Origin of the sequence: Streptomyces sp. NPDC093260, assembly GCF_040683715.1 — a bacterium.
Lineage (GTDB): Bacteria > Actinomycetota > Actinomycetes > Streptomycetales > Streptomycetaceae > Streptomyces > Streptomyces sennicomposti.
This window is the reverse complement of the sequence record NZ_JBFBEK010000031.1, coordinates 44027-66642: the sequence shown is the minus strand read 5'-3', so window position 1 is coordinate 66642 and position 22616 is coordinate 44027. Positions and strand designations below refer to the sequence as shown.

Here is a 22616-nt window from a genome sequence, read left to right as displayed (position 1 = left end):
TCGGCTTGACGGCCCTCGTCTGGGGACAGCCGACGGGAGTGGATACTGGCCCTGCATGCATGCAGGCGCCGATAAGGAGCATGGCCAGTGACCAGCGACAGTCGCATAGGACCGCCCAGTTCTGGAAGCGAGCGTGACACGCTGCGGGCTTTCCTCGACTACCACCGCGCGACCCTCGCCATGAAGTGCGAAGGGCTTACCGACGAGGAGCTGCGACAGCAGTCGATGCCGCCGTCCACGCTTTCGCTGCTCGGTTTGGTGCGACACATGGCGGAGGTGGAGCGTGCTTGGTTCCGTCGAGTGTTCGAAGACAACGACGTGCCCCTGGTCTGGTCCGACAAGATCGACTTCCAGGCGGCGTACGACGCGAGCGCGTCGACCAGGGACGAGGCGTTCACAGCCTGGGAGGCCGAGGTGGTGAACTCGCGGCGCATCGAGCGGGAGGCTGAATCCTTGGACCAGGCTGGGTATCAGCCACGATGGGGCGAGGAGGTCTCGCTGCGGATGGTGATGGTGCACGTGCTCCTGGAGTACGGCCGTCACAACGGGCACGCAGACTTTCTGCGTGAGGGTGTCGACGGGACCGTAGGCGCCTGAGTCCGCAGGAGCGTGCCGATCTTTTCCGGAGAATCGCCTGCGCGGCTGGAAGAAGGGGAGCCCAACGTCAGTGTGTGAAGACAGAGTTGGACTCCCTCGCCGCCGCAGGAATGGCGGCCGGCCGCGGGGCATCGCGCTGCGGCTCAGCGACGCGGGGCTGGTGACGCTGGCGATGATGCAGGCCATGTCGGGCTTCACCTCCGAGGCCCGGTGGCTGCGGCACGCCCGCGCTCACCTGCGTCTTTTGTTTCCCTACCTGCCCAGCAGCCCGGCTGCAACAACCGGTTGCGTAAGGCGGCTGATCTGATCCGGCGCCTTACCTGCACGTTGGCTGGCCAGCGGCTGCTCGGTTCCGTCTGCAGGGCATCCATGCCGTACCGCCTTGCCTGAGTCGGTGAGTGCGTGTTTCTAGTCAGCCGTGCCTCGGGGCCGGTGTCTGCGCCTCAGACGTGGAGCTCCGGGCGCTACGCGAGCAGGACCTGGCCGCCGCCGGTTTCGGCCAGGCCGCCTGATCTCAGTAGGGCGCTGTGTCGGCGAGCGCAGGCTCTGCGGCAGGCCCCTCGAAGTTGCGGGGTGTCTGGGTGCGGTAGGAGTGGCCGAGTTCCGGGCCGAGTCCGAAGTAGTGGCGGAAGTTGTAAATGAGGGGGCTCCAGGCGGCGGGGTCGATGTGGTCGGTGCCCGGAACGATGATGCGGGAGTCGGCGTGCACCTTGCACACGACGGCCTCGACGATGACGAAATCCCCGGAGACATCCGGCTGCACCCGCTTGGCACGGGCCTCCAGTTGGATCGGGCATCCGGCGACGCGAGGCGGCCGGACCAGGTGGGACGGTTCGCTGGTCACGCCGGCTGCGGCGAACTTGTCCGGCTCGAAGCGGCAGCCCTTGGGCTTGGTCGTGGGCACTGGATGCCGGCCGGTCAGTGGCGCCAGCCGCTCCACCGCCGGCCACTGGGCGGGGGACGGCAGGCTGATGACCAGGTCGGGGCGGCTGCCGAGGTTGTACGCGGTCTGCCCTTCATGGCCCAGTCCGATCACAACCGTCCGCCCGAGGGCCCATGCGGAGGATATCGGGGCGAGGTTGAACGAGCCGTCCTGATTCTCTGTCGACAGGAGGACCACTGGCGTCCCGAAGTACAGGATGCTCGGCTCGATCTCCAGGTGGGTGGCGACTGTCTGTGCGGGCAGGGTGCTGGGAGATGCCGTGTTCATGGCGAGCAGCGTAGGGTCCGGTTGTTTCGGCGGGGGCCGAAGCGTAACCGGGGACAATGGACCGCATGGACATGCAGCACGCACATGCAGCCGGTCCCGACCTGGCTACCGTGGCGAAGCTTCTGGCCGACGGCACGCGGGCAGGCTTCTGTCTGGCCCTCCTCGACGGCCGGGCTTGGACAGCGTCGGAATTGGCACGTCACGTGGGGGTGGCGCCTTCGACCGCGACTGAGCACTTGCACGCGCTCGTCCACGGAAACCTGCTCGCCGAGGAACGGCAGGGCCGCCACCGCTACGTGCGTCTGGCCGGTCCGCACGTCGCCGAGCTGGTCGAGGGCCTCGCCGCGATGGCACCCGAGCGTACCCCCACGCCGCGTTCCCTGTCGGCGGCCGGCCGCCGACAGGCCCTCGCCCACGCCCGCACCTGTTACGACCACCTTGCCGGGACCGTCGGGGTCGTCATCACCGATGCGATGCTCGAACGAAGGCTGCTGAACCTGGAGCACGGACTCGGACTCACCAGCGCCGGAGTGACCTGGCTCGAAGACCTCGGCATCACCGTCCCGACCGGCACGCGCCGACCGTCGGTGCGGTCATGCCTGGACTGGACCGAACGCCGCCCCCACCTGGCCGGCGCCGTGGGCGCCGCCCTGTGCCGTCACGCGTTCGACACAGGCTGGATCACTCCTGTCGGTACAACGCGCGCAGTCGCGGTCACACCCTTCGGCCGACTGGCACTCCGCCGCCATCTCGGCTTGTCCGACGAACTCCTTGCACGGAAATGAGTAGTTCCGAGAGACCCCGGCCCCCGCCGGGGCGTGCCCGGTTTGCCCTTGATCTTCGTTGTGGCAACCTCTCGCGAAACGGCTTTCGCGCAATGTCCCTCCCGATCGAGGCGGTGCGCACCAAGCGCCCCCAGGAGTCCGAGCCCCGCCTCGCCGCCGCCCCTTCCCAGCTATGAGAGGGCGGAACATGAGGTTATATCCGTTTCGCTGCCTCGGAGAAAGTAGCTGCGCTGGTTGTCTGGGCGTTCTATACAGGCGCGTTTGTGCAGTTCATGGGTGCGTTGCGGGTCTCAGTATCCGTAGCATCGGCCGACGTCGCCGGCGGCCCGGTCACCAGCCCCAGCCGAGCGGCTGCGACACTGCCAGGCGAGAGCGCCAACCGCCAGCGGCGCCGACCACACTTGTCTGTCAGCCTAACTGCTTGCCTCACCTGACAGGTTGGAAGGCATCAGTGCGCCCCGTGCATGTGACGCGCCATAGAATTCCAGCATGCCCTCCCCGACAGCCCGGCGCTCCTTGCTAATTGCCCTGCTCGTCGTGGTACTGGCCGCATTCGGCTACTGCGCTCTGCAGCCCGTACGGGAAGCTTGCACGCTCACCTCCGAACCGTATGGCTCCACCTTCACCCCAAACAGCTCCCACACCTTCGGCAGCGGCCGGTGCGGCGAACAGCGCACGCGCGTCATGGCCTGGCTTGAGGGATAGGTGCCACCCGACCGGATGAGATCGGCCACCTCCGGAAGTCGATGCAAGCCGCTGCCTGGCAGCCGCTGCATTGGCCCGATGGCAGGTCAGGCCCCTGTTCAGCACGTTGTGGAAGGTGATCTGCCACTCGATGCGAGCAGTACGGGGCGGCCTCACTGATCAGGTTGGAAGGGGCTCAGCGATGGTGTCGAAGCCGCTGAGGGGCTGTGGGGCGCCCGGATCGACTGCCCGGTGGGGGATGGGTGGCGTTGGGTGGCGTTCACCACCGAGACGAAGATCCGTGACTGCCACGGTCGCCCAGCACCACGTCCGGGCGGCGCCGCCGGTCAGGGTGACGGCGAGCGGAATGCCGGTGGCGTCGGTGATCAGGCGATGCTTGCTGCCGGTTCTGCCCCGGCCGACAGGGCTTCGTCCGGTCCTGGCTTCCCTCTTGACGCCCGGATATGGGAGGCCTCGACCGCCGCGCGGGAGACGTCCAGAGCATTCGCGCTGCGGAGTTTTGCGAGGCTGGCAGCCGGCGTTGAGTGAGGCGGCTTTGAGGCAGGTGCTTGCCTGCGCGGTCGGGATGTGGTCCTCAGCCGACAGCGCGCACCGTGTCGTGCCAGGCGTCCACGGCCTGCAGGGCCTTGCGTACCGCTTTGCTCGAGTCGGTTAGTAATCCCAACTACCTCAATTGCACCGCTCGTTTGACAGACGCCCTGTTCCTGCCTGTGCCGGGCCGTGTACCGGGGGAGTGGGGGGCGGCGGCACGGTGCGCGAGGCGTTCGGCCGCTGATCCCGTCAAGGCGCGGCACGCGTACGCCCGTCCGGCGGGGTGCCGGACGGGCGTACGACGGTGCCGGGCGGGGGTCAGCCGCAGGTCAGCACGGGTGTCCCCCAGTCGCCGTGGTCCTGCCCGTTGCCGTCTCCCGCGTCGCCGACCCTCAGGTCGAGGACCTGGGCACCGGTGACGTCCACGTCGATCGGGACGGCCGCCTGACGACCGCGGACCGTCTGGGTGGTGGTGAGGACCTTGCCGTCGGCGAGCACCGAGAAGGTGACGGTGCCGCCGCCGCCCGTCTCGTCGTCGACGCCCACCGCGGCGGTCAGCCGGGTGCAGGTGCCGGCGAGGTAGAGCTGGACGTCGCTGATCGAGTTGGTGCCCAGGCCCTTGGCGTACTTGGCGCCGGCGATGGTGATCGGCTCGCCGTCGCCGGCTGCCTGCTCGCCGACGCTGGTGTCGCGCTCCACCGGCCCCCAGCCGTTGCTGGCGGACAGGAAGGGCAGATCGCTCACCGCGTTCTGCCGGGCCGGCGGCACGGGCGGTATCGCCTTCAGGACGCGCTCGTCGGCGGCGGTGGCCGCCTTCCCGCGCTGGGTGTAGTGCGCGGTCGCCGTCAGCGCCGAGGCGTCGGGCAGTTTCCCGGCGGGCGGGGTGACCGTCCAGTGGATCGTCGCCGACGTGCCGGGCGTGACCCGGGTGATCGTCGGGGGCTCCGGGGCGCTCGCTGTCCAGCCGTCGGGCAGCGTGAGGGCCGCCGTCAGGGCGGAGACCGTCGGCTGGTCCGCCGGGACGCTCACCGTCGCGGTGGCGGTGAAGGGGGTGCCCGCCTGGACGGTGCCCGGCACGTCGAGCGAGAGGTGGGCGCCGGGTGCCTTCGGCATGGCGTACGCCTTGGGGTCGTAGCGCGGGCCGGCGTTCTGCGTGACGTGCAGCGACGAGGAGTAGCTGCCGTAGTTCGTCAGCTCCACCTTGCCGAGCCCGCCGGTGGTGCCGTCCAGGTTCCACACCGCGATGGCGATGGTGTTGTGGCCGTTCGGCTCGAGGATGCCGTTGGGGACCGGGAAGGTGTGCTGCGGGCCGAGGTAGTTGACGTAGTTGCCGACCTGCCAGCCGTTGACGAAGATCGTGGCGCGGTACCGCCGCTCGGGGTCGTCGGTGAACGTCAGGCCGACCGAGGTGTCCTGGTGGTGCGGCAGGTCGAGGTCGGCGTCGGTGCGGTACCAGGAGACGCCGGGGGTGGTGTCGGTGGCTGGCAGGGTCACGTTCTGCCAGGACCGGTCTGGGTAGCCGGGCAGGTCCCAGCCGGCCCGCTCGCCGTACAGGCCGCCGTTGTTGAGCGGGCCGCGGACGGTGTCGAGCAGGTCCTCACCGCCGCGCACGCCCTGGATCCGCCAGGTGACCGGGGTGAGCGGCGCGCCGGTCAAGGAGGCGGCGGTCAGGCCGCGGGCGGTCTTGTTGCCGTTGGAGGAGCCGTAGTCCTCCTCGTGGCCCATGTTGACCGTCAGCACGGACAGCACGTTGTCGCCGGTGGGCCTCACCGCGCCGGCGGGGAAGGTGAAGTCGGCGCTGCCGGTGGTGGAGCTGCCGAGGAAGGTGCCGTTGAGCCAGGCGGAGAAGGCCTGGGCCCTGCCGCCGGAGTCGGACACCAGGTGGATGCCGGTCTCGGAGCCGGAGGCCCGGAAGCGGCCGCGGTACCAGGTGTTGCCGGTGTGGAAGCCGTAGTCGTCGGCGTAGAGCACGGGCAGGGAGCTGACGCTCGAGGAGCTGTTGGTGGTGGTCTTGTCGGCCACCTGCCAGGTCGAGTCGTCGAAGCCGGGTGCGGCCTCGGGGGACTCCTCGGTGTGCTTCCAGTTGGTCAGCGCGGGCAGCTTCACGGGTGCCGCGACGGGTATCCGCGCGGTGCGGCTGCCGGTGGCGGTGGTGCTGGTGGACAGGGTGCGGCCGTTCCATGTGACGGTGTCCGCCGAGGTGAAGACCTCGATGTCGCGGTCGTCGGCGTTGTCGCCGGTGAGTGCGGCGCTGCGGCCGCCGTGGAGGCTGGTGGCGGTGCGCAGCAGGTGGGTGCCGCGGACCAGGACCGGGCCGGTGGCGGTGTCCTGGCGCCAGAAGGTCTTCGCGGTGTCCTTGTCGCCGACGAGCAGCAGCTGCGGGCGCGACCCGCCGCCGCTGATGGCGACGCGCAGCAGGCCGTCGTGGGTGTAGTTCAGCCGCAGGTCGCCGGTGGCGGGGTCCCAGGTGGTGGTGACGTCGCCGCCGCTGGAGGTGACGGTGGGCCGGGAGCTGTAGCGCAGCACGGTCTCGCCGTCGCTGCCCCTGTTGCCGTAGAGGACCGAGACGTCCCGGCCGCCGATCGCGGCGGTGGTCATGATCTCGGAGGTGGAGTACTGGAGCTGGGTGCCGCCGAGCTTGCCGTTGGCGACGATGATGTGCGAGTCACGGCCGTCGAGGGTGATCGCGGTGCCGGGCTGCTGCGGGACGACGGGGTAGGTCGGCGCGGTGGTGGCGTCGCCGGCGGGCACGTCGATGGCGTCGATCGCCACGAAGTTGTCGGTCGACGCGGAGCTGTGGCTGCCGGTCACGACGATCTTCAGGGTGTGCGCGCCCGCGGGCAGTCCGGTCTTCTGGAAGACGACCGCCTGGTTCTCGCCGCCCGAGCCGTCGACCGTGGCGACCTTGGTGCCGTCGAGGTAGACGTCGGCGTAGCCGTGGTTGTCGGTCTTGGAGCCGATCCAGCGCACGGCGGTGCCGTCGAAGGGCACGGTGAGCGAGTCGCCCTTGGTGTGGGAGAAGGACTCGGTGTGCTTGTAGTCGCCGCCGGTGTAGCTCTGGTCGGCCACGTGCGACCAGGTGCCGGTGTAGGCGAGCGCCGGGTCGGGGTCGTCCCAGGTGTAGGTGGTGTCGGCGGCGGGCTGGGCGTTGAAGTCCAGGGATATGTGGGTCCTGTCCAGGGCCGTGGACGTGGAGTCGCCGTGCCGCAGGACGTGGAACTGCGTCCTGGTGTCCGGGTTCATCCGGGCGGTGTCGATGACCTTGGTGTCGTCCGGCGGGGTGGTCCTGATCGCGTCGGTCTTGGTCAGCGGGGCTTCCGACTGGGTGAAGTAGCCGATGAGCTTGTCCTCGTCGAACTTCGGGTCGAGCTGCCGGTTCTCCCGGATCGCGGCGCCGTAGTCGTAGGAGGTGTAGTTCTCCGGCATGCCCAGCCAGCCCCAGTTGGTGCCGCCGTAGGTCATGTAGAAGCTCTGGGCGGTGGCGCCGACCGCGATGTTCTGCTTGTAGAAGACGTCGGCGAACTGGTCGTTGATCAGCTGGGCGCACTTGTCGTAGCCGGGGCCGCCCCACGGGTCGAAGGCGCCGCCCTGGAACTCCGGGGTGTAGAGGGGCCTTCCCGGCGGGTGGTCGTAGCTGATGTCGGGCACGCCGTTCCACTGCGTGGGGTTGGAGCAGTTGAAGCCCTGCGGGTAGGAGTCGGGGCCGTCGACGTCGAGGGCGCCGTCACCGAAGTTGAAGGTGCCGTTGTTGTTGCCCGTGAGGGGAACGGTGATGCCGTCGGCGCGGGCCTTGAGCTCCAGGTGCTTCATGTAGGCGCGGGCGGAGGCGGAGCCGTTGTAATACTCGTTCTCCACCTGGTAGGCGATGACGGTGCCGGTGCCGTCGGTCAGCTGGTGGCGGGCGAGGATGCGGTCGATCTGGGTGAGCCACTCGTCGGCGTACTTCAGGAACTGCGGGTCGTCGGTGCGGTTCTGCTCCTTTTTGGTGGTGAGCCAGCCGGGGAGCCCGCCACTGTCGACCTCGGCGTTGATGTACGGGGCCGGGCGCGCGATGACGTACAGGCCGGCCTGCTGCGCCATGTCGAGCAGCTTGTCGACGTCACGCACGCCGGTGAAGTCGTACACGCCCGGCGCGGGCGAGTGGTAGTCCCAGTCGAAGTACAGGGACGTGGAGTTGAAGCCGGCGGCCTTCATCTTCTGGAAGATGTCCAGCCACAGGTCGGGGCTGGGCAGCCGGAAGTAGTGGAACTCGCCGGACCACAGGTAGGTGCGGTCGCCGTCGACGAGGAACGAGTAGCCGTCGAAGGTCACCTTGTGCGGCGTGGCCGCGGCGGCGGGGGCCTCGACGGGTGGCTTCGCGGTGTGCCCGTTGGCGTCGGCGGCCATAGCGGGGACCGCCTGGCCGGCGGACAGGGCGATGGCCACTGCCGCTGCGGCCGTGGCCCACCACCTTCCGCGGCGGCCGGATCTCCCGGCCGCGGAGTCGTACGGATGACGTCGCACTGCGCCTCCACGCTCGCTGATGAGTCAACTCCAAACAGGTCCCATCGAATTCGAACAGTAGGAGCGTAAGACCGCTGGAGCAATAGGCAGGACGAATATCATCGCCGCTGGAAGAAACCGACTCGTCCTGCTCATATACCCACAAAGGATGAGTGGTGCGGCAAGGGCGAGGGAGGCGGACCGATGAGTTTCTGTCAGCTTCCTTGAGAGAGTGTGCAGGTACGGAACTGTTATGGCGCCAACTGTTGAGTTGCGTCGGATTCTGTTCCGAAGATCGGGCGGGAACCTACGATGGGACCTCGTATGCCGATCACCCGCAGGATCCTCTCCGGCGTCACCGCGGGAGCCATGTGGGCCGGGTGGTGTGTCAGGCCGCAGTCCACCGCCACCATCGCCACCATCGCCACCGCGCCCGGGGCGGCCGCCGTGGACAACGGGCCCGCCATCGCCCCGCCGTGACTCGGCCGTAGCGTCATCGACCTGGTCATCGGCCCGTACGTCCACGACACTGCCGCGGCCGTCGGCGAGCCGCACGAAGTAGTCCGGCGCGTGCCGGCGCCCTGCCGGCGATCGGCTTCTTCGACGGCGACGAGCCCGCCCACCACCGCTGGGTCCTGGCCCGCCGCAGCCTCACACGACCGGGGGAGATCGCCTACTACTTCGCCTACGCACCCGTGACCTGCACGGTTGCCGACCTCGCCCGGGTGGCGGGGACGCGCTGGGCGATCGAGGAATGCTTCCAGGCCGCGAAGAACGAATGCGGGCTGGACGAGTACGAAGTCCGCCGCTACACAGGCTGGTATCGGCACATCACACTGTCCATGCTTGCCCACGCGTTGCTCGCCGGCCTGGCTGCAGACGAGGCCGCAAAGGGGGCTGCAGAAACGACCCCATCAGCAGGATCATCCCACTCACCGTGGCAGAGATCCGGCGGCTCCTGGGCCTGAGCAGCAGATGCGGCAGCGCCCCGGATCCGTTGCGGTCCGGGGCGCTGCCGCATCTGCCGTTCACCCGATGGCAAGAGGGGTCAACAGATCCGGCTCTGTCGGCTTCTCCCAGGGGCGCAGGTCGGCAGCAGCCGCGCGGGACCGCTGCGCCTGTCGGCCTTCCTTCACCGGGAGGTCAGGCGGCCGACCTCGGGTCGATCTTCCAGCGCATGTTGGTGGGCGCGTTGGTTCCGGTGAAGTGCTTGAGGGTCACGTACACATCGGGGTGGGGGTAGTTCTGCGACTGCGAAGTGATTGCCCACTGCCGGAAGTTCGCTCCGGCCGGGGTGATGGTGTAGGTCTCGGAGGTGCCGTCCTCGCGGACGATCCAGTCCTGTGCCGGACCGCCGTTGCAGTTGGTCACGGTCAGCGGGCCGTTGTCCTTCGCATTGTCCGGCACCGTCAGGCAGGCCGGGGTCGGGTTCTTGATCGGTTCGGTCTCGATGACGTAGTGGTCGCCGTACTTCTGCTTGAGTCGCCAGACCGACCCCGAGCCCTCATTGGCCAGCGGCCAGGGGTACCACACCTGGACGTACTGCGGCCGGTTCTCATTCTGAGTGTCGGTCTGCAGGTAGAAGCCGGTCGAGGCGTTGCTGATGACCACCGCCTGGTTGCTCGGGGGGTGGCCGGGGCCGTTGGCTGCGGCCGGGGCGGCCGCAGCCACGCTTGCGGAGAGTGCCAAACCGAGCAGGAGAGCGATCTTGCGCATGGAGAATCCCTTTCGTCGAGCGGCATCTGCCAGTGGTATCTGTCGTCGACGTCCCTGCCCATACGGTCGGCTGCCGAAAGAGCCCGCCCTGGAATGACTCCGAATGAGGGAGGGGTGTTCGGATTCCGTACGGCTCGACGGCCACTTCTGGATCGCGTTGTGGAGATTGTGCCTACCGAGCAGCCGCCCCCGTGCCCGGGCTCAGCCGACCGTCTGGGTACCGATGACGGACAGCAGACGCAGTTTCTCGTAACTCTCGGAGCCGGGAGCGGCGGTGTAGACGAGCAGCCGGTGCGACTGGTCGGTGTCCAGGAGGGAATGGCAGTTCAGTTCCAGGAGCCCCACCTCGGGATGGAGGAACCGCTTGACCGGCTGGGGGCCGACACCCACCTCGTGGGTGTCCCACAGCGTGCGGAACTCCTCGCTGCGCTCCAGGAGGAGGTCGGCGTAGTGAGCCGCCCGCGAACCCGGACCCCTCAGTGTGGCGATCTCCCGGAGCCCGGACGTGAACATGCGGGAGAGGTGGTCGTGGTCCTCCGGCGCGTACAGGGCACGGGTCTCCGGCCGGGTGAACCAGCGGTAGCCGATGCTGCGCTCGGGGCCGGTGAAGCGCGTGGTGTCGCCGGTCAGGGCCACACCGAGCGGGCTCTGGCGCAGGGTCTGGCCGAGTTCGCCGACGATCTCGGCGGGGGTGTCGGCGAGGCGGTCGAGGATGCGGAGCAAGCCGGGGCCGACGTGGTCACCGGCCGAGCCGCGCACGGGCGGACCGATCCCGACGAGACGGAACAGATGGTCGCGCTCCTCCAGGGACAGATGCAGCCCCTGCGCGATCGAGGCGGCCATCTGCGGGGAGGGCTGGGGGCCGCGCTCGCGCTCCAGCCGTGCGTAGTAGTCGGTCGACATGTGGCAGAGCGCCGCGACCTCCTCGCGCCGCAGACCGCTCGTCCTGCGGCGCTGCCCGCGGGGGAGGCCGACGTCCTCGGGCTGCAGCGACTCCCGCCGATGCCGCAGGAACGCGGCCAGTCCGGCCCGGTCGATCGCCATGTTTCCCCTCCTCCGTGACGCTTTCCTTTCTACCGCCTCCCACAGGCGGTCACGGCGGCGCAGCCACGGATCGTCGATCCCCCTCTCGGGTCGGCGCTCCCGCCGCGACGCACCCGGTCGGCGGCCTGGCGCCATCCTTGGCGCGGCGATACGCGAGGAAAGCCCGCCGTGCCCGAGGAAGTCCGACCTATCCACGGCCCCGCGATCAGTGGCTCGGCAGGCCCTGCACCCAGCCGGCGGATCGGGTCACGGTGGTCTCACCGCACATCACGAGGGAGCCCACTCATGCCACGTACCGACATCGACATCACCGTCCCCGATCTGTCCGGCAGGCGCGCCGTCGTCACCGGCGCGAGCGACGGCATCGGACTCGCCCTCGCCACTCGCCTCGCGGCCGCCGGCGCCGAAGTGCTTCTGCCGGTCCGCAATTCTCGCAAGGGCGAGGCGGCACTGGCCGCGATCCGTACCGCAGTCCCCGACGCGGACGTGGCGCTGCGCACGCTGGACCTCTCCTCGCTCACGTCCGTCACGGCACTGGGCGAGACCCTGCTGGCCGAGGACCGCCCGATCCATCTGCTCGTCAACAACGCCGGCGTCATGACACCGCCCGAGCGGCAGACGACCGCGGACGGATTCGAGCTGCAGTTCGGCACCAACCACCTCGGCCACTTCGCTCTCGTCGCCCGTCTGCTGCCGCTGCTCCGGGCCGGCCGAGCCCGTGTGACGACGCAGATCAGCATCGCGGCCAACCAGAACGCGATCAACTGGGCGGACCTCGGCTGGGAACGCTCGTACAGCGGCGGCCGCGCCTACAGCCAGTCGAAGATCGCGGCCGGACTGTTCGGCCTGGAACTCGACCGTCGCAGCGCGGCCGGCGGCTGGGGCATCACCAGCAACCTGTCCCACCCGGGCGTCGCCCCCACCAGCCTCCTCGCCGCCCGCCCCGAGCTGGGCCGCGCCAAGGACACCGTGGGCGTACGCGTCATCCGCGCCCTCTCCGCCCGCGGCATCCTCCTCGGCACGGTCCGCACCGCACAGCTCCCCGCCCTGTACGCCGCCACCTCGCCCGAGGCCGAGGGCGGAGCGCTCTACGGTCCCGGTGGGCCTGGCCACCTCGGAGGCCCGCCCGTGCGGCAGAAACTCTACAGCCGCCTGCGCAACCAGGACGAGGCCCACCGCATCTGGGCCCGCTCCGAGGAACTGACCGGAGTCCGCTGCGCCTGAGCGCGGCGGCGACCCTCACCGAGCCCCCCACCGAAACCTCCCCCCGGCCACCACCGCGGTATGACGACCCGAAGGCCGACGGCGGCTTGGGTCAGGCGGCCTTCCCGCCCCGACGGGTCACCAGGGGGACCGCCTTCGCCGTCACCCGGCAGTAAGGCCGCGCCTCGCGGCGGCGCGGACGAACCGCCCGGCGATGTCGCGCTGCTCGACGTAGGTGGGCGGGTCGTCGAACAGTTCGTAGTGGCTGGCGCAGATGGCGGTGGTGCCGAGGATCGCCCCGGCCTCGACGGCCTGCTCGTCAGGGTGACGGGCACGTCCGCCTCGTAGCCTTCGAACTTGGCGAGCCATCATTGTGGGGGCGACGGATACATCGTAGGAGCGACCCGCATGAACCTCGACAGTGGACCGCGCGACTTGCTTGTCCGTGCACGGGGTGGGACCTCTCCGCTGTACACGGCAGAGGATCCGGGCCACGAGGATCACGCCCGGTTCACGCGCAACGTCCCCTAGGGCAACTTCGAGTTGGGGCTTCCCGAATGGTTGGCGGACCGACTGGCCTCGTGGTCCCAGGCCCGGCCACCTGTGGGGTTCACCTCCGGGCCGGATTCCCGTCGGTACGTGAAGCAGGGCCTCGAAGCGGCCCGATCGCTGGCGAGACACCTCGGCCCGCTCTGGGTCGTGCGCTACTGGGACGAGGGCCACGGTGCGGCGAAGTTCGTGTGCTGGGGTTGCGACCGTCTCCACTGGGCTCTCGACGCCCACGGCACCCCTCCGCATCATCCCCTCAGCATCACGGTTGTGGGTGAGTACAAGTGGCCCCCGCTCCGCGCGGAAGGCTTCGGGGACTTCGCCGCGGACGATCCCGCCGCCGCTCTCGGCCTGTCGGGCGAACTGGTGGCTGATCTGTACGCATGGGCGGCTGACTTCGACGCCGGCATGGAGCTCTGGCTGAAGGACCGAGACGACGAAGCCGACGACGCACGGCGGGAAGAACTGGACCGGCGCGGACGGGCCCTGACCGAACGCGTCGCCCGAGAACTGGCTCCAGGAAGGACCGTGACCTACGGAGGCCTCGCCTGATCGTCGATCGCGGTCAGGATCGGCCGGCGAGCCCACGCCCGGCCCGCACCCTGAGAGGGACGCTGTTGGCTACTGTAAGCGCTGCGACCGGTTCGTTCCCGAGGACGGAGCCGCGCTCCCGGGCGTGAAGGTTCCGTCGGGGTCATCGAGCGGTACTGGAAGAAGACAGGCCTGAAAATCAGCAAGGTCGTGTCCGACAAGGACTTCCCCGAGGTGTACGCCGAGACCGAGGACGGTCTGCTGCGTACGGGCCTCGTCGTCGGCGGGCAAGGACAGTTCTTCCTCGACGTGCAGACCGCCTGTGTCCGCACGTCCCAGGTCAAGGCACCGGGGACGCAGGCACGCGGACACAGCTACTACGGCAAGGACGTGCCCCGTCCCAACGTGACCGACCCCTTCTGGCCCTCCCGCGAACCGGTCAGCCCATGAGCTCACCGCGCTGGCGGGGAGACCTGCGGACGACCTGCCCCCGCGGGTGAGGGCACCGAGCGCCCTGCTGGAGCGGGCCCGCGCCGTCCCCCCGCGGCAACCACGACAGCACCCGCGCGCCTACCGCAACCACCAGGACCGCGTGCTCAGCGACGCGGTGACCACGTCCATCGCCCGTGCCGAGCCCTTCGAGGACGACTTCCTCACCGGCCTGCTGCCCCTGCCGCGCCACGGCGCCGCTGTTGAGGCTGGCAGCGGCCGCAACCAGCACCCGCCCGGAAGAGGCTTGGCTGCTGGAGGCGACCGCCGTCCGCGCAGCGCACCGCTTGGCCGACACCCCCTTTGACCCCGGCGACCAGCACCTGTTGCGCTGGGTTCGGGGCGAATCCCGACGGAGTAGGCCTGCCGAGCAAGTTCTCTCGCTCCGAAGGTGCCCTCGAACTGCAGATCCGACCTGGTGGACCTCTGGAGCCAGTTCTTGATCCGGTTCGCGTTGTTGGCCAGCGCGTAGTCCACGACCTGCTGGGCGGTCTGCTGGTCGATGAACAGGCTGCTGTGCGTGGGCTTGCCGAGTTTCAGCGTCTTCGCCTTGGCCAGTTCCACGGCCCTCCCAGCCGGGGGTGTGGCTGTCGTCTCGTGTGACTGATACCGGTTCGCCATGGGGGCGGTATGGTGCGGACGAAGATCAAAGGGGAGGGGAATACATCCGATGGGGAACCGCTTCGCCCGGGGTGTGGCGGCAGTCGCAGGGCTTGTGCTCGCGGGCGCCGGCCTGACGACTGTAAGTGCCGCGCCGGCGGCCGCCGACGCATACGACTGCCCAGTGGGCTATTTTTGCGGCTGGTCGAACAAGACCGCTACCGGACCGATGTGGAAGACGAAGACGAGCGTCGCAGACCTGGGCGGCTGGGACAACTCGATCCACGCGCTCATGAACCGTTCGAACTCGATCGTCTGTCTCTACGACACGAAGAACTACGGCACGTCAGGCGGCTACTGGGCCGAGCAGCCCGCTGGCCCTGAAGACGTGTACTACGAGAACCTGAGCGGGACGATCAGCTCGATCAAGTTCATCCGCACCGAGCGTGAGTGCGGCCAGAACGCCTATCCGAGGTGGGTTGCCAAGACCTCGCCCAAGGCCTTGGGCTTCGGCGACATGAACGGTGACCGCCGGGCCGACGTGATCGCCCGCGACAAAGCGGGACGGCTGTGGTTCGCACCGGGCGACGCGACCGGCCGGCTGATCGGCACTGGCGGTTGGAATGGGATGAACGCCCTCACCCGCCACGGCGACTTCAGTCGTGACGGCCGCGAGGACCTCATCGCACGCGAGGCGTCCACCGGCAAGCTGTGGCTCTACCCCGGCACCGGCACCGGCTCTTTGGGAAGCCGCAAGCTGATCGGTACCGGCGGCTGGAACGGCATGAGCAACATCACCGCCCTCGGCGATTCCACCGGCGACGGCCGCGGGGATCTGATCGCGGTCGAGAAGGCCACTGGGAAGCTGTACCTGTACCCGGGCACCTCCACCGGCACGCTGGGCTCACGCAAACTCATCGGCACCGGTGGCTGGAACGCCATGAATGCACTGGCTGGGGCGGGCGACGTGAACGGCGACGGCCACCCCGACCTCTACGCCCGCGAGGGGTCCACGGGCAAACTCTGGCTCTATCCCGGTCGTACCGCTGCCCTCAGCGGACGCGTTCTGGTCGGCAAGGGCGGCTGGAACGGCATGGCGAACCTCATCGCCGTCGGCGACGTCTCAGGCGACGGGCGCCCCGATCTCGCCGCCGTGACCAACACGAAGAACACGATCGAAGGCTACGCCGGCTGGCTGTTCACCTACCGCGGCCAGGCCAACGGCCTCCTGGCAGGGGGCGAGCCTACCGACGACGAGTGGGAGGGTCTCAACGGCTTCTGCTGACCGTCGTCCAAAGACAAGCGCACCATCCCCAGCTACACCGAGGCGTCCCGTCGGCAAGGGCAGCCAGCCTGTCCAGCCTCGGGCATTCGTGAGGGTCCGCCGACGGAGTCGGTGGGCCCCGCTTTCCGGAGCTGGTGGTGGGCAGGCTGGCGCCCCGCTTGTCGCGTCGGCGGATTCGGTGACCTGGGCGGGTTCGACCCGGCCACGGCACGGGAACGGGACCGTCGGACACCCATCACAAGGCGCCCCACGCCGGTTCAGCGGCAGCGCATCCAGTCGGGCAGCGCCGATCTGCTGGCTCGCCAACGACACTGAAGGCGCTTGAGCCGGTTGCGGACGAGGGCTTCGAGTCGGTCCAGGGCGACGACGGTGAGGAAGCGCTGCGGGGTGTGGCGCAGGACCTGCCTACAGCCGGCATGGCAGCGCTCGCTCGCTGGTCCTGTGATCTTCCTCGGCCTGGACCCAGTACAGGCGGGCGTTCGGAGTCCGGGTGACGGCTTGCGTGAGGCGTCCGTCCGTGAAGAGGGCTCCCACCCCGTCCTCGATCGCCCAGCCAGAGCCGTAAAACAACGGCGTACCCGGCTTTTCCGCCGCTGCGGAACCGGCCGTCTCACCACCGGCTCCCCTGCCTGCTGGTGGCACCCGGCGGACTCGGTCGGGATGTCGGCCAGCGACCGGCTCGGAGCAGACCGGGCTGGCCCAGGCCGGGTAACGTGAGCAGGCGGTGGCCCTGGGAAGCACACACCGGGGGAGTCCGAGCTGAGCCGCGAGCTCGGCCGAATCCAGCCCGTCCAGCACACGCTCCAGCGCCGGGAAGAAGCTGGTGAGCTGGCCGCGTAGGCGATTGATGCGGCGGGTGCGATCCGGCGGACCCGCAATCCCCTAGATTGCTGCACCAGGAGTGCACGGCGACCAGCGCCTGCAAAACGACTCAGGCGGTAGGCCACATGGACCAGAAGACCGAGGGCGCCACCGCGTGCCTCCTTGCTGCTCTCGGTGCAATAGCCGGACTGCTGGTGTGGGCACCACGGGCTGCCTTCAGCATTGATGGCGGGTTCGAGGGACACGCCCGCGATCTGAGCGTGCTCTTCCTCGATCTGCCGCTCATTCTGCTCGGTGGCACGGCGCTTCCGCTTTTCACCTGGACGCTGGCCACGCGGTCGACGGGTCGACCCTGGATCGCAGGGCTCACAACCCTGGCGACACTCGCTCTCGGGGTGTGGGGGCTCACCGAGTGGTACACGCCCCGCCAGCACCCTGATCCCGGTTACACCGGCCCGGGGCTTTGATCCTGGCAGCGTCCGCACGTCAATGTTGGTACATCACAGGCCGCCACGGCTTGACCACTTACGGGTTCTCAGCGCGGTGAACGCCAACCTGCGCTGAGCGGCATCGACAGAGTCCCAGACGGCGTCGTGGCGGCGCTACTGGCGCAGGCCCGACGCGAGGGGGAGGACGCATGATCCCGATGTCGCCGCATCGCACGAAGGGACCGGGCGTGCTCGGCGCCACTCCTGAGCAGCCGATCGGCCCCTTCGGGCGCTGGCCCGAATCCGACGAAGACCGGGAGACGGACACCGACGCCGACCAGGACGGACCCCAGGCGTGCGGGAACATACCCTCGACGTATCTGTGATGTTGATCTCACAGCCTACGGAGGGTGGTGAGGGCGTGAGTGCGACGAGGGGCTGATGCGGCGGCTTTCACAGGCCGCACACAGGATTTACCCGGTCCCCTCATCGGCGTGGGTGCTACCGACCGTAACTTCCCCCCGGCCAAAACGTTCTTGCCCTGAGAATCACCCGCATGTCTATGGTGACGTCCGCTCCTGGACGGACCTGACCAGTCCACTCGTCCGGGAGTGCTCGGCGTGCCACCGGGGGGAGCGCCACCACCATGTGAGGCCCCATGTGCGGCCTCACGTGTCCCTCTTTGGAGTGCGCCGGCAGTAGCCACCCCCTAAAGAGAGGGATACGCGTGTCGCGTAGACCTGTACATCAGCAGCGTGGACGCAGGAGACGGCCGGTCGGCTTGGCGACTTCAGTCGTCCCGCTCGCCGCCCTGGCGCTTCTCGCCACCGTGGCCGTGCAGCCGGCCTCGGCCGTCGGCCAGGGTCCGGCAGCCGGCCCGGCCGTGGACTCCTACGACGGGTTCGACGTCAAGGCCGCCGAGCAACTGCGGTCCGACCAGTGCCTGATGGCCGACGGCCTGCGCAAGGGCGGGCCGAACATGTACGGCCTGGCCAGTGCCGCCCTGTCGCTGCCGCCGGACCAGCTGCACCAGAAGGCGGACCGGACTTACGGCACCGGCGCGTTCGCCCAGGCATGGCAGAAGGACAACGACGACTCCGACGTCTGGGTGAAGAAGACCGAGGACACCCGTCAGTCGTGGAACAACGCCGTCAGCGGCCTGGACAGCTACCCCGGAGCAGCCCAGAAGGAGAACCCGTTCGACAAGACGGGGCTGCTTCCCTGGCTCTACCAGTCGTACTTCAAGTCGGTCGACCTGCTCTCGCCGTTCTACGACCCGTCACCGCAGGCGGACGACAAGACCAAGAAGGCCGCCCTCGCGATCGGTGACCCGCTGTACACCGGCGGCGGGACGAGCCAGGAGCAGGAGGCCTGGAAGCTCTGGAAGAAGAACTCCGGGGACATCGTCCCGAACGAGATCTTCGTACCGAGGGTGTTCGCTGACGACGCTCGCGTCTTCCTCGCCTCCGGTGGTTTTCCCCGGACCGCACCGGCGCCGGACAGCCCGGAGTTCCGCATCGCGGTGGAGGACCTCAAGACCCGGTTCGCCTCGTGTGCCTGGCATGATCCGGTCGACCCCAACCGGGTGCTGGGCAAGGAGGTCGCCCAGGCGTCTACCGAGTGGCAGCAGGAGATCGCCGCCCAGGCCACCCAGCGCAACCAGATCCTCGCTGCCGCCGGCAGTGCCGACAAGGCGCTGCAGGACGGCGCGTTCGCGCTGGGCAAGCTGCTGGGGCAGTCGTGGATCGCGGACTATTCCACCCGCTGGTTGGACTACTACACCGAGGGCGGGTTCAACTGGATCGGCGACGGCCAGCTGGAGATCCAGGTGCCGGGCGCGGCCGGCAAGTGCCTCGACGTCCAGGGCGCCGGGAAGACCAACGGCACTCCGGTTCAGGTCTACACCTGCAACAGCGGCGCGGCCCAGAAGTGGCAGCTGTGGGCGACCTACGACGGTGGCCGCACCCTGCGTAACCCCAACTCGGGCAAGTGCCTGGAAGTGTTGAACGGCAGCAGCGCCGATGGCGCGAAGGCCCAGATCGGTGACTGTGGCAGCACCAGGGCCCAGCAGTGGAAGTTCGATGTGCGCAGCGCCGGTCCGCTGGTGAACGCGGCCTCCGGCAAGTGTCTGCACCTGCCGACCTTCGACAACAGCAAGGACGCCGTGTCGTCGGCGTGCAACGGCTCCAGCGCGCAGAAGTTCCGGGTCGTGCCCAAGACGCACACCGGCAGCGCGCCGGCGAAGGCCGATGTGGACAAGGCCAAGGCGGCTGTCACAGCCGCGCAGACGGAGGCGAAGAAGCAGCTCGCCGTCCTCAAGGCGCAGCAGGAAACGGCACAGAAGGCCGTGACGGCGTCGGACACGGCGCTGCAGGCCGCGTACGGCATCGCGGACGCGAGCGGCGCTCCGCGGGGGCGTGGTCTGCTGGTCGGTCTGCAGAAGGACCAGGTGACCAGGGGCGCGGCCGCCGCGCTGCAGGCGCTGGAGAAGGCCGGTGAGACGGCGGAGGCCGCGACCCGTGCCTCGGCCGGTGACAGCGCGACCATCGCGCAGCGGGCGCTGGCGCAGGCGGCGCAGTCCAAGGCGGAGTTCCGCAAGAAGGCCGCCGAGGCGGCCGAGTTGCAGGCCAAGGCCGCCGCGGACGCGGCCAAGGTGCACCGGGACAACGCCAAGAAGGACAAGGAGACCGCCGAGGCCGAGCTCGCCGTCGCGGTGCAGGCGGAGGCGGACGCGAAGGCGGCCGCCGCCGACGCGCACGCCAAGCGGCTCGCCGCGGAGGCCGAGGAGAAGACGGCCAAGGCGGAGAAGGACAACGCCGCCGCCAAACGGGCCGAGGCAGCCGGCCACCGCAAGAACGCCGAGTCGGAGGCAGCGAAGGCGAAGGACGCCAAGGACAAGGCCGAGGCGGCCGAGAAGACCGCCGAGAACAGACGTGACGACGCGGTCAAGGCCAAGGACCATGCAGCGGCCATGCGCGACGACGCCCTGGACGCCGAGCAGAAGGCCCAGGCGGCGCGGGCGAAGGCCGCGGCCAAGCAGGCCTACGCCGACTCCCTGGACTCCGGTGACGCGGCCGACGCCGCGCGCGCCGCGGCGAACGACGCCGACAAGGCGGCCGACGACGCCGAGGCCGCCGCCACCAGGGCGCGTTCGGAGGCGGACGCGGCGACCAAGGCGGCGGCCGACGCCGACGCGGCGGCGACCCGTGCGGAGGCCGCGGCGAAGCGGGCCCGCTCGGACGCGGACGCCGCGCAGGCGGACAAGCTGAAGGCCGACGCGGCCGTGAAGACCGCGACCAGCGCCGTCGCCGACGCCATCCAGGCGTCAAAGAACGCCTCGGCGGAGGCCAAGGCCTCGGTCAAGCTCGCCGACGAGGCCCAGGCGCACGCCAAGGACGCCAAGGCCCAGGCCGACGCGGCGAACAAGGAGGCCGTCACCGCGGTCGCAGCCGCCGCCAAGGCGGCCGGCTTCGCCCATGTCACCGCCCAGGCCGCCGTCGACGCGGGCAAGGCCGCCGAACAGGTCGCCGACCCCGCCAACGACGCCGTCCAGCTCGGCTCGCCCTACGTCGACACCGACTCCGCCGCCGCTCTGGTGGTGCTGACCGGACAGGGCTCCAAGACGACCGCCGAGCAGCAGCAGGCGGTCGCCGACGCCCACGCCAAGAACGCCGCCGCCGAGGCCCAGGCCGCCAAGAGCACCGCCGACCAGGCCAAGGGCGACGCCAAGGAGGCCTACACCCACGCGGCGGGCGCCGCCCAGTACGCCGCCGACGCCCGTACCTACTCCAAGGAGGCCCTGGGCTACGCGGCCGCCGCCGCCAAGGCCGCGTCCGCGGCCGCGGCGTCACTGACGCGCACCATCGGCTACGACAACCAGGCCGCCGCGGACGCGGCGGCGGCCGACACGGCCGCCGGCCGGGCCGAGGGCTACGCCAAGGACGCCCGCGACTCCGCCGACGCCGCCGAACTGGACGCCGCGGCGGCCCGCTCCGCGGCCGCCCAGGCCGAGCAGGACGCCAAGGACGCCCGCGCGGCGGCCGACCGCGCCGACACCGCCGCGACCGAGGCCGAACAGGCCGCCAAGGACGCGGCCACGTACGCCGAGGAGGCCCAGGCCGCGGCCGACCGCGCCGAGAAGGCGGCGCAGGCCCAGCAGATCGGCGCCGGCACCGTCCCCGACGGCGAGGGCGGCTCGATCGGCAACGTGTTCTACGTCGTCGACCACATCGAGAAGGTCGGCGACCCGCAGGTCGTCAGCAAGACGGACGGCTGCGACGGCTGGATCGACAAGCTGTTCTACCGGGGCGACTGCACGATCACCTCGAAGATCCGGTACGTGGCCGTCCTCGACCTGTACCTGTGCGGCGCGCAGGACCTGGACCCGCAGAAGTACTCCTGCCCGGCCGAGGCCACGGACTACATCGGCCAGATCAGGACCAGGGAACTGTCCCAGACGGTCACGCACACCATCACGATGGAGGAGTACCAGAGCAACATCGACCCCATCGACATCCTCTTCGGCAGCTGGATCAAGTGCGCCCAGAAGCTCACCCCCGGCGGGCAGAGCGGAAGCTGGGGCGGCTGTGGATGGGCGGCCGTGGACGTGGCCTCGATGTTCGCGGGCAAGGCCATCCGGCCCATCGCGGACGCGCTGCGCGCCGTGGACGCCGCCTTCGTCACCGGCGTCGGCGTCCGGGACGCCTTCCGGGCGCTCAAGGCCATCGACGGCATCGACGCGGCGGCCGTCGCCGCGATCGAGCGCGAGGTGTCGGTCTACGAGGAGCTGGTGACCGCCTGCAAGGTCAACAGTTTCCCCGGCGCCACCCAGGTGGTCCTGGCCGACGGCGGCCGCAAGGCGCTGCGTGACGTACACGCCGGCGACCTGCTGCTGGCCACCGACCCGGCGACCGGACGCACCCGGGGCGAGCCCGTCACCCGTACCTTCCGGCATGGCGCCCACGACCTGGTGGAAGTGACGTTGACCGACGGCGGCCGCCTCACCAGCACCCCCGGACACCGGTTCTTCGTGCCCGGCCGCGGCTGGACCCTGGCCTCCGCCATGCGCCCGGGAGACGTTCTGCGTACCCCGAGTGGCACACGCACCGTGGCAGCAGTGGCTGAACGGCATGAGACGACGCCGCGGACGGTGTACGACCTGACCGTCTCCGGTCTGCACACCTTCTACGCCGTGGCGGGTGACAGTCCGGTCCTGGCCCACAACTGCAACGACCTCGTGGCCGACGGGCAGAAGTTCTCCGGGCAGGCCCACACGCTCGACGAGCACACGGCCGGGATCGTCAGCCCGCAGCGTGCCGAAGAGCTGGCCAAGGCGAAGACGCTGAAACTCGGCAAGCCCACGCCCAACAGCTTGTTCGTCGACCAGCAGACCGCCCAGCAGGTCGTGGACTACGCGCTGGCCAACAACGCGAACCGAATCAAGAACTGGCTCCAGAAGACCAGGGAACCGCAACTGGACTTCACCGGCCGCTTCGGGGCGAAGAACTCGCTCGGCACGGTCTACTATCCGGACGGGAGGGCCGCGACGGCGGCGGGCAACGGGTTCTACATCAAGCTCGTGCGCGCCAAGGGCCACAAGGCCGGTTTCTACGTCCAGACGTGCTACCCGAAGTAAAGAG

Annotated in this window: 16 protein-coding genes and 5 pseudogenes; 13 read left to right on the top strand and 8 right to left on the bottom strand. The window is 69.6% G+C overall.

The genetic code is table 11. The features are described 5' to 3' along the window. Positions 1 to 87: 87 nt before the first annotated feature. Together AB0N63_RS30180 and AB0N63_RS30175 are read left to right on the top strand one after the other, a co-directional pair. Positions 88 to 597: a DinB family protein gene (locus AB0N63_RS30180; RefSeq protein WP_365533811.1), complete on the top strand. Its 510-nt coding sequence runs from the start codon at positions 88 to 90 to the stop codon at positions 595 to 597. Between the two features lie 70 nt (positions 598 to 667). After that, positions 668 to 930: pseudogene (locus tag AB0N63_RS30175) on the top strand (hypothetical protein); the annotation flags it as partial. A 181-nt stretch (positions 931 to 1111) separates the two neighbouring features. Here the strand turns inward: AB0N63_RS30175 and AB0N63_RS30170 are convergent. Continuing rightward, a complete protein-coding gene (locus AB0N63_RS30170) occupies positions 1112 to 1807 on the bottom strand; it encodes a flavin reductase family protein (protein ID WP_365533809.1) in 696 nt (231 codons plus the stop codon). Positions 1808 to 1863: 56 nt separating this feature from the next. Between AB0N63_RS30170 and AB0N63_RS30165 the strand changes: the two genes are divergently transcribed. After that, complete coding sequence (locus tag AB0N63_RS30165; RefSeq protein ID WP_365533807.1) at positions 1864 to 2592, top strand: winged helix-turn-helix domain-containing protein; 729 nt, start codon at positions 1864 to 1866, stop codon at positions 2590 to 2592. Between the two features lie 1023 nt (positions 2593 to 3615). Here AB0N63_RS30165 and AB0N63_RS30160 read toward each other — a convergent pair. Then, positions 3616 to 3803 (bottom strand): annotated as a pseudogene (locus AB0N63_RS30160) (IS5/IS1182 family transposase); the annotation flags it as partial. Positions 3804 to 4146: 343 nt separating this feature from the next. After that, positions 4147 to 8214, bottom strand: coding sequence for a beta-galactosidase (locus tag AB0N63_RS30155; RefSeq protein WP_365533883.1), 4068 nt, complete (start codon positions 8212 to 8214; stop codon positions 4147 to 4149). 420 nt (positions 8215 to 8634) lie between these two features. Between AB0N63_RS30155 and AB0N63_RS30150 the strand changes: the two genes are divergently transcribed. Both AB0N63_RS30150 and AB0N63_RS30145 read left to right on the top strand, forming a co-directional pair. After that, entirely contained in the window at positions 8635 to 8790 is a 156-nt protein-coding gene (locus tag AB0N63_RS30150) for a hypothetical protein (protein ID WP_365533804.1), read from the top strand. Between the two features lie 149 nt (positions 8791 to 8939). After that, positions 8940 to 9278: pseudogene (locus AB0N63_RS30145) on the top strand (IS701 family transposase); the annotation flags it as partial. 175 nt (positions 9279 to 9453) lie between these two features. On the opposite strand, the gene AB0N63_RS30140 reads toward AB0N63_RS30145, so the two are convergent. Together AB0N63_RS30140 and AB0N63_RS30135 are read right to left on the bottom strand one after the other, a co-directional pair. Further along, positions 9454 to 10026: a hypothetical protein gene (locus AB0N63_RS30140; RefSeq protein WP_365533802.1), complete on the bottom strand. Its 573-nt coding sequence runs from the start codon at positions 10024 to 10026 to the stop codon at positions 9454 to 9456. A 201-nt stretch (positions 10027 to 10227) separates the two neighbouring features. Beyond that, the gene (locus tag AB0N63_RS30135) at positions 10228 to 11070 is read right to left on the bottom strand and encodes a helix-turn-helix transcriptional regulator (protein WP_365533799.1); all 843 of its coding nucleotides are present in this window, start codon (positions 11068 to 11070) and stop codon (positions 10228 to 10230) included. 285 nt (positions 11071 to 11355) lie between these two features. On the opposite strand from AB0N63_RS30135, the gene AB0N63_RS30130 reads away from it, so the two are divergent. After that, positions 11356 to 12294 (top strand): SDR family oxidoreductase, encoded by a 939-nt coding sequence (locus AB0N63_RS30130; protein ID WP_365533797.1) that lies wholly within the window; start codon positions 11356 to 11358, stop codon positions 12292 to 12294. 141 nt (positions 12295 to 12435) lie between these two features. Here the strand turns inward: AB0N63_RS30130 and AB0N63_RS30125 are convergent, their stop codons facing one another. Then, positions 12436 to 12642 (bottom strand): hypothetical protein, encoded by a 207-nt coding sequence (locus tag AB0N63_RS30125; RefSeq protein WP_365533794.1) that lies wholly within the window; start codon positions 12640 to 12642, stop codon positions 12436 to 12438. A 270-nt stretch (positions 12643 to 12912) separates the two neighbouring features. On the opposite strand from AB0N63_RS30125, the gene AB0N63_RS30120 reads away from it, so the two are divergent. From AB0N63_RS30120 to AB0N63_RS30110, 3 genes are all read left to right on the top strand, one after another. Next, positions 12913 to 13374, top strand: coding sequence for a hypothetical protein (locus tag AB0N63_RS30120; RefSeq protein WP_365533792.1), 462 nt, complete (start codon positions 12913 to 12915; stop codon positions 13372 to 13374). A 189-nt stretch (positions 13375 to 13563) separates the two neighbouring features. After that, on the top strand, positions 13564 to 13803 hold the full coding sequence (locus tag AB0N63_RS30115) for a hypothetical protein (protein WP_365533790.1): 240 nt from the start codon (positions 13564 to 13566) through the stop codon (positions 13801 to 13803). Positions 13804 to 13849: 46 nt separating this feature from the next. Continuing rightward, complete coding sequence (locus AB0N63_RS30110) at positions 13850 to 14149, top strand: hypothetical protein (protein WP_365533886.1); 300 nt, start codon at positions 13850 to 13852, stop codon at positions 14147 to 14149. 89 nt (positions 14150 to 14238) lie between these two features. Here AB0N63_RS30110 and AB0N63_RS30105 read toward each other — a convergent pair. Next, positions 14239 to 14463: pseudogene (locus AB0N63_RS30105) on the bottom strand (RNase A-like domain-containing protein); the annotation flags it as partial. 49 nt (positions 14464 to 14512) lie between these two features. Here AB0N63_RS30105 and AB0N63_RS30100 point away from each other — a divergent pair. Further along, a complete protein-coding gene (locus AB0N63_RS30100; RefSeq protein WP_365533788.1) occupies positions 14513 to 15727 on the top strand; it encodes an FG-GAP-like repeat-containing protein in 1215 nt (404 codons plus the stop codon). Positions 15728 to 16132: 405 nt separating this feature from the next. Here AB0N63_RS30100 and AB0N63_RS30095 read toward each other — a convergent pair. Then, positions 16133 to 16285: pseudogene (locus AB0N63_RS30095) on the bottom strand (peptidase E); the annotation flags it as partial. 389 nt (positions 16286 to 16674) lie between these two features. Between AB0N63_RS30095 and AB0N63_RS30090 the strand changes: the two are divergent. From AB0N63_RS30090 to AB0N63_RS30080, 3 genes are all read left to right on the top strand, one after another. Continuing rightward, on the top strand, positions 16675 to 17016 hold the full coding sequence (locus AB0N63_RS30090; protein ID WP_365533785.1) for a hypothetical protein: 342 nt from the start codon (positions 16675 to 16677) through the stop codon (positions 17014 to 17016). 170 nt (positions 17017 to 17186) lie between these two features. Next, a complete protein-coding gene (locus tag AB0N63_RS30085) occupies positions 17187 to 17363 on the top strand; it encodes a hypothetical protein (RefSeq protein ID WP_365533783.1) in 177 nt (58 codons plus the stop codon). Positions 17364 to 17758: 395 nt separating this feature from the next. Then, the gene (locus AB0N63_RS30080; protein ID WP_365533781.1) at positions 17759 to 22612 is read left to right on the top strand and encodes a ricin-type beta-trefoil lectin domain protein; all 4854 of its coding nucleotides are present in this window, start codon (positions 17759 to 17761) and stop codon (positions 22610 to 22612) included. The last annotated feature ends 4 nt before the right edge of the window (positions 22613 to 22616 follow it).

Excerpts from the sequence above, each read along its gene's own strand:
- AB0N63_RS30135 (WP_365533799.1), bottom strand. The coding sequence starts at position 11,070 with ATGGCGATCGACCGGGCCGGACTGGCCGCGTTCCTGCGGCATCGGCGG.
- AB0N63_RS30100 (WP_365533788.1), top strand. The coding sequence starts at position 14,513 with ATGGGGAACCGCTTCGCCCGGGGTGTGGCGGCAGTCGCAGGGCTTGTG.
- AB0N63_RS30170 (WP_365533809.1), bottom strand. The coding sequence starts at position 1,807 with ATGAACACGGCATCTCCCAGCACCCTGCCCGCACAGACAGTCGCCACC.
- AB0N63_RS30155 (WP_365533883.1), bottom strand. The coding sequence starts at position 8,214 with ATGGCCGCCGACGCCAACGGGCACACCGCGAAGCCACCCGTCGAGGCC.
- AB0N63_RS30165 (WP_365533807.1), top strand. The coding sequence starts at position 1,864 with ATGGACCGCATGGACATGCAGCACGCACATGCAGCCGGTCCCGACCTG.
- AB0N63_RS30125 (WP_365533794.1), bottom strand. The coding sequence starts at position 12,642 with ATGGCTCGCCAAGTTCGAAGGCTACGAGGCGGACGTGCCCGTCACCCT.
- AB0N63_RS30085 (WP_365533783.1), top strand. The coding sequence starts at position 17,187 with ATGATCCCGATGTCGCCGCATCGCACGAAGGGACCGGGCGTGCTCGGC.
- AB0N63_RS30140 (WP_365533802.1), bottom strand. The coding sequence starts at position 10,026 with ATGCGCAAGATCGCTCTCCTGCTCGGTTTGGCACTCTCCGCAAGCGTG.
- AB0N63_RS30090 (WP_365533785.1), top strand. The coding sequence starts at position 16,675 with ATGGACCAGAAGACCGAGGGCGCCACCGCGTGCCTCCTTGCTGCTCTC.
- AB0N63_RS30130 (WP_365533797.1), top strand. The coding sequence starts at position 11,356 with ATGCCACGTACCGACATCGACATCACCGTCCCCGATCTGTCCGGCAGG.
- AB0N63_RS30150 (WP_365533804.1), top strand. The coding sequence starts at position 8,635 with ATGCCGATCACCCGCAGGATCCTCTCCGGCGTCACCGCGGGAGCCATG.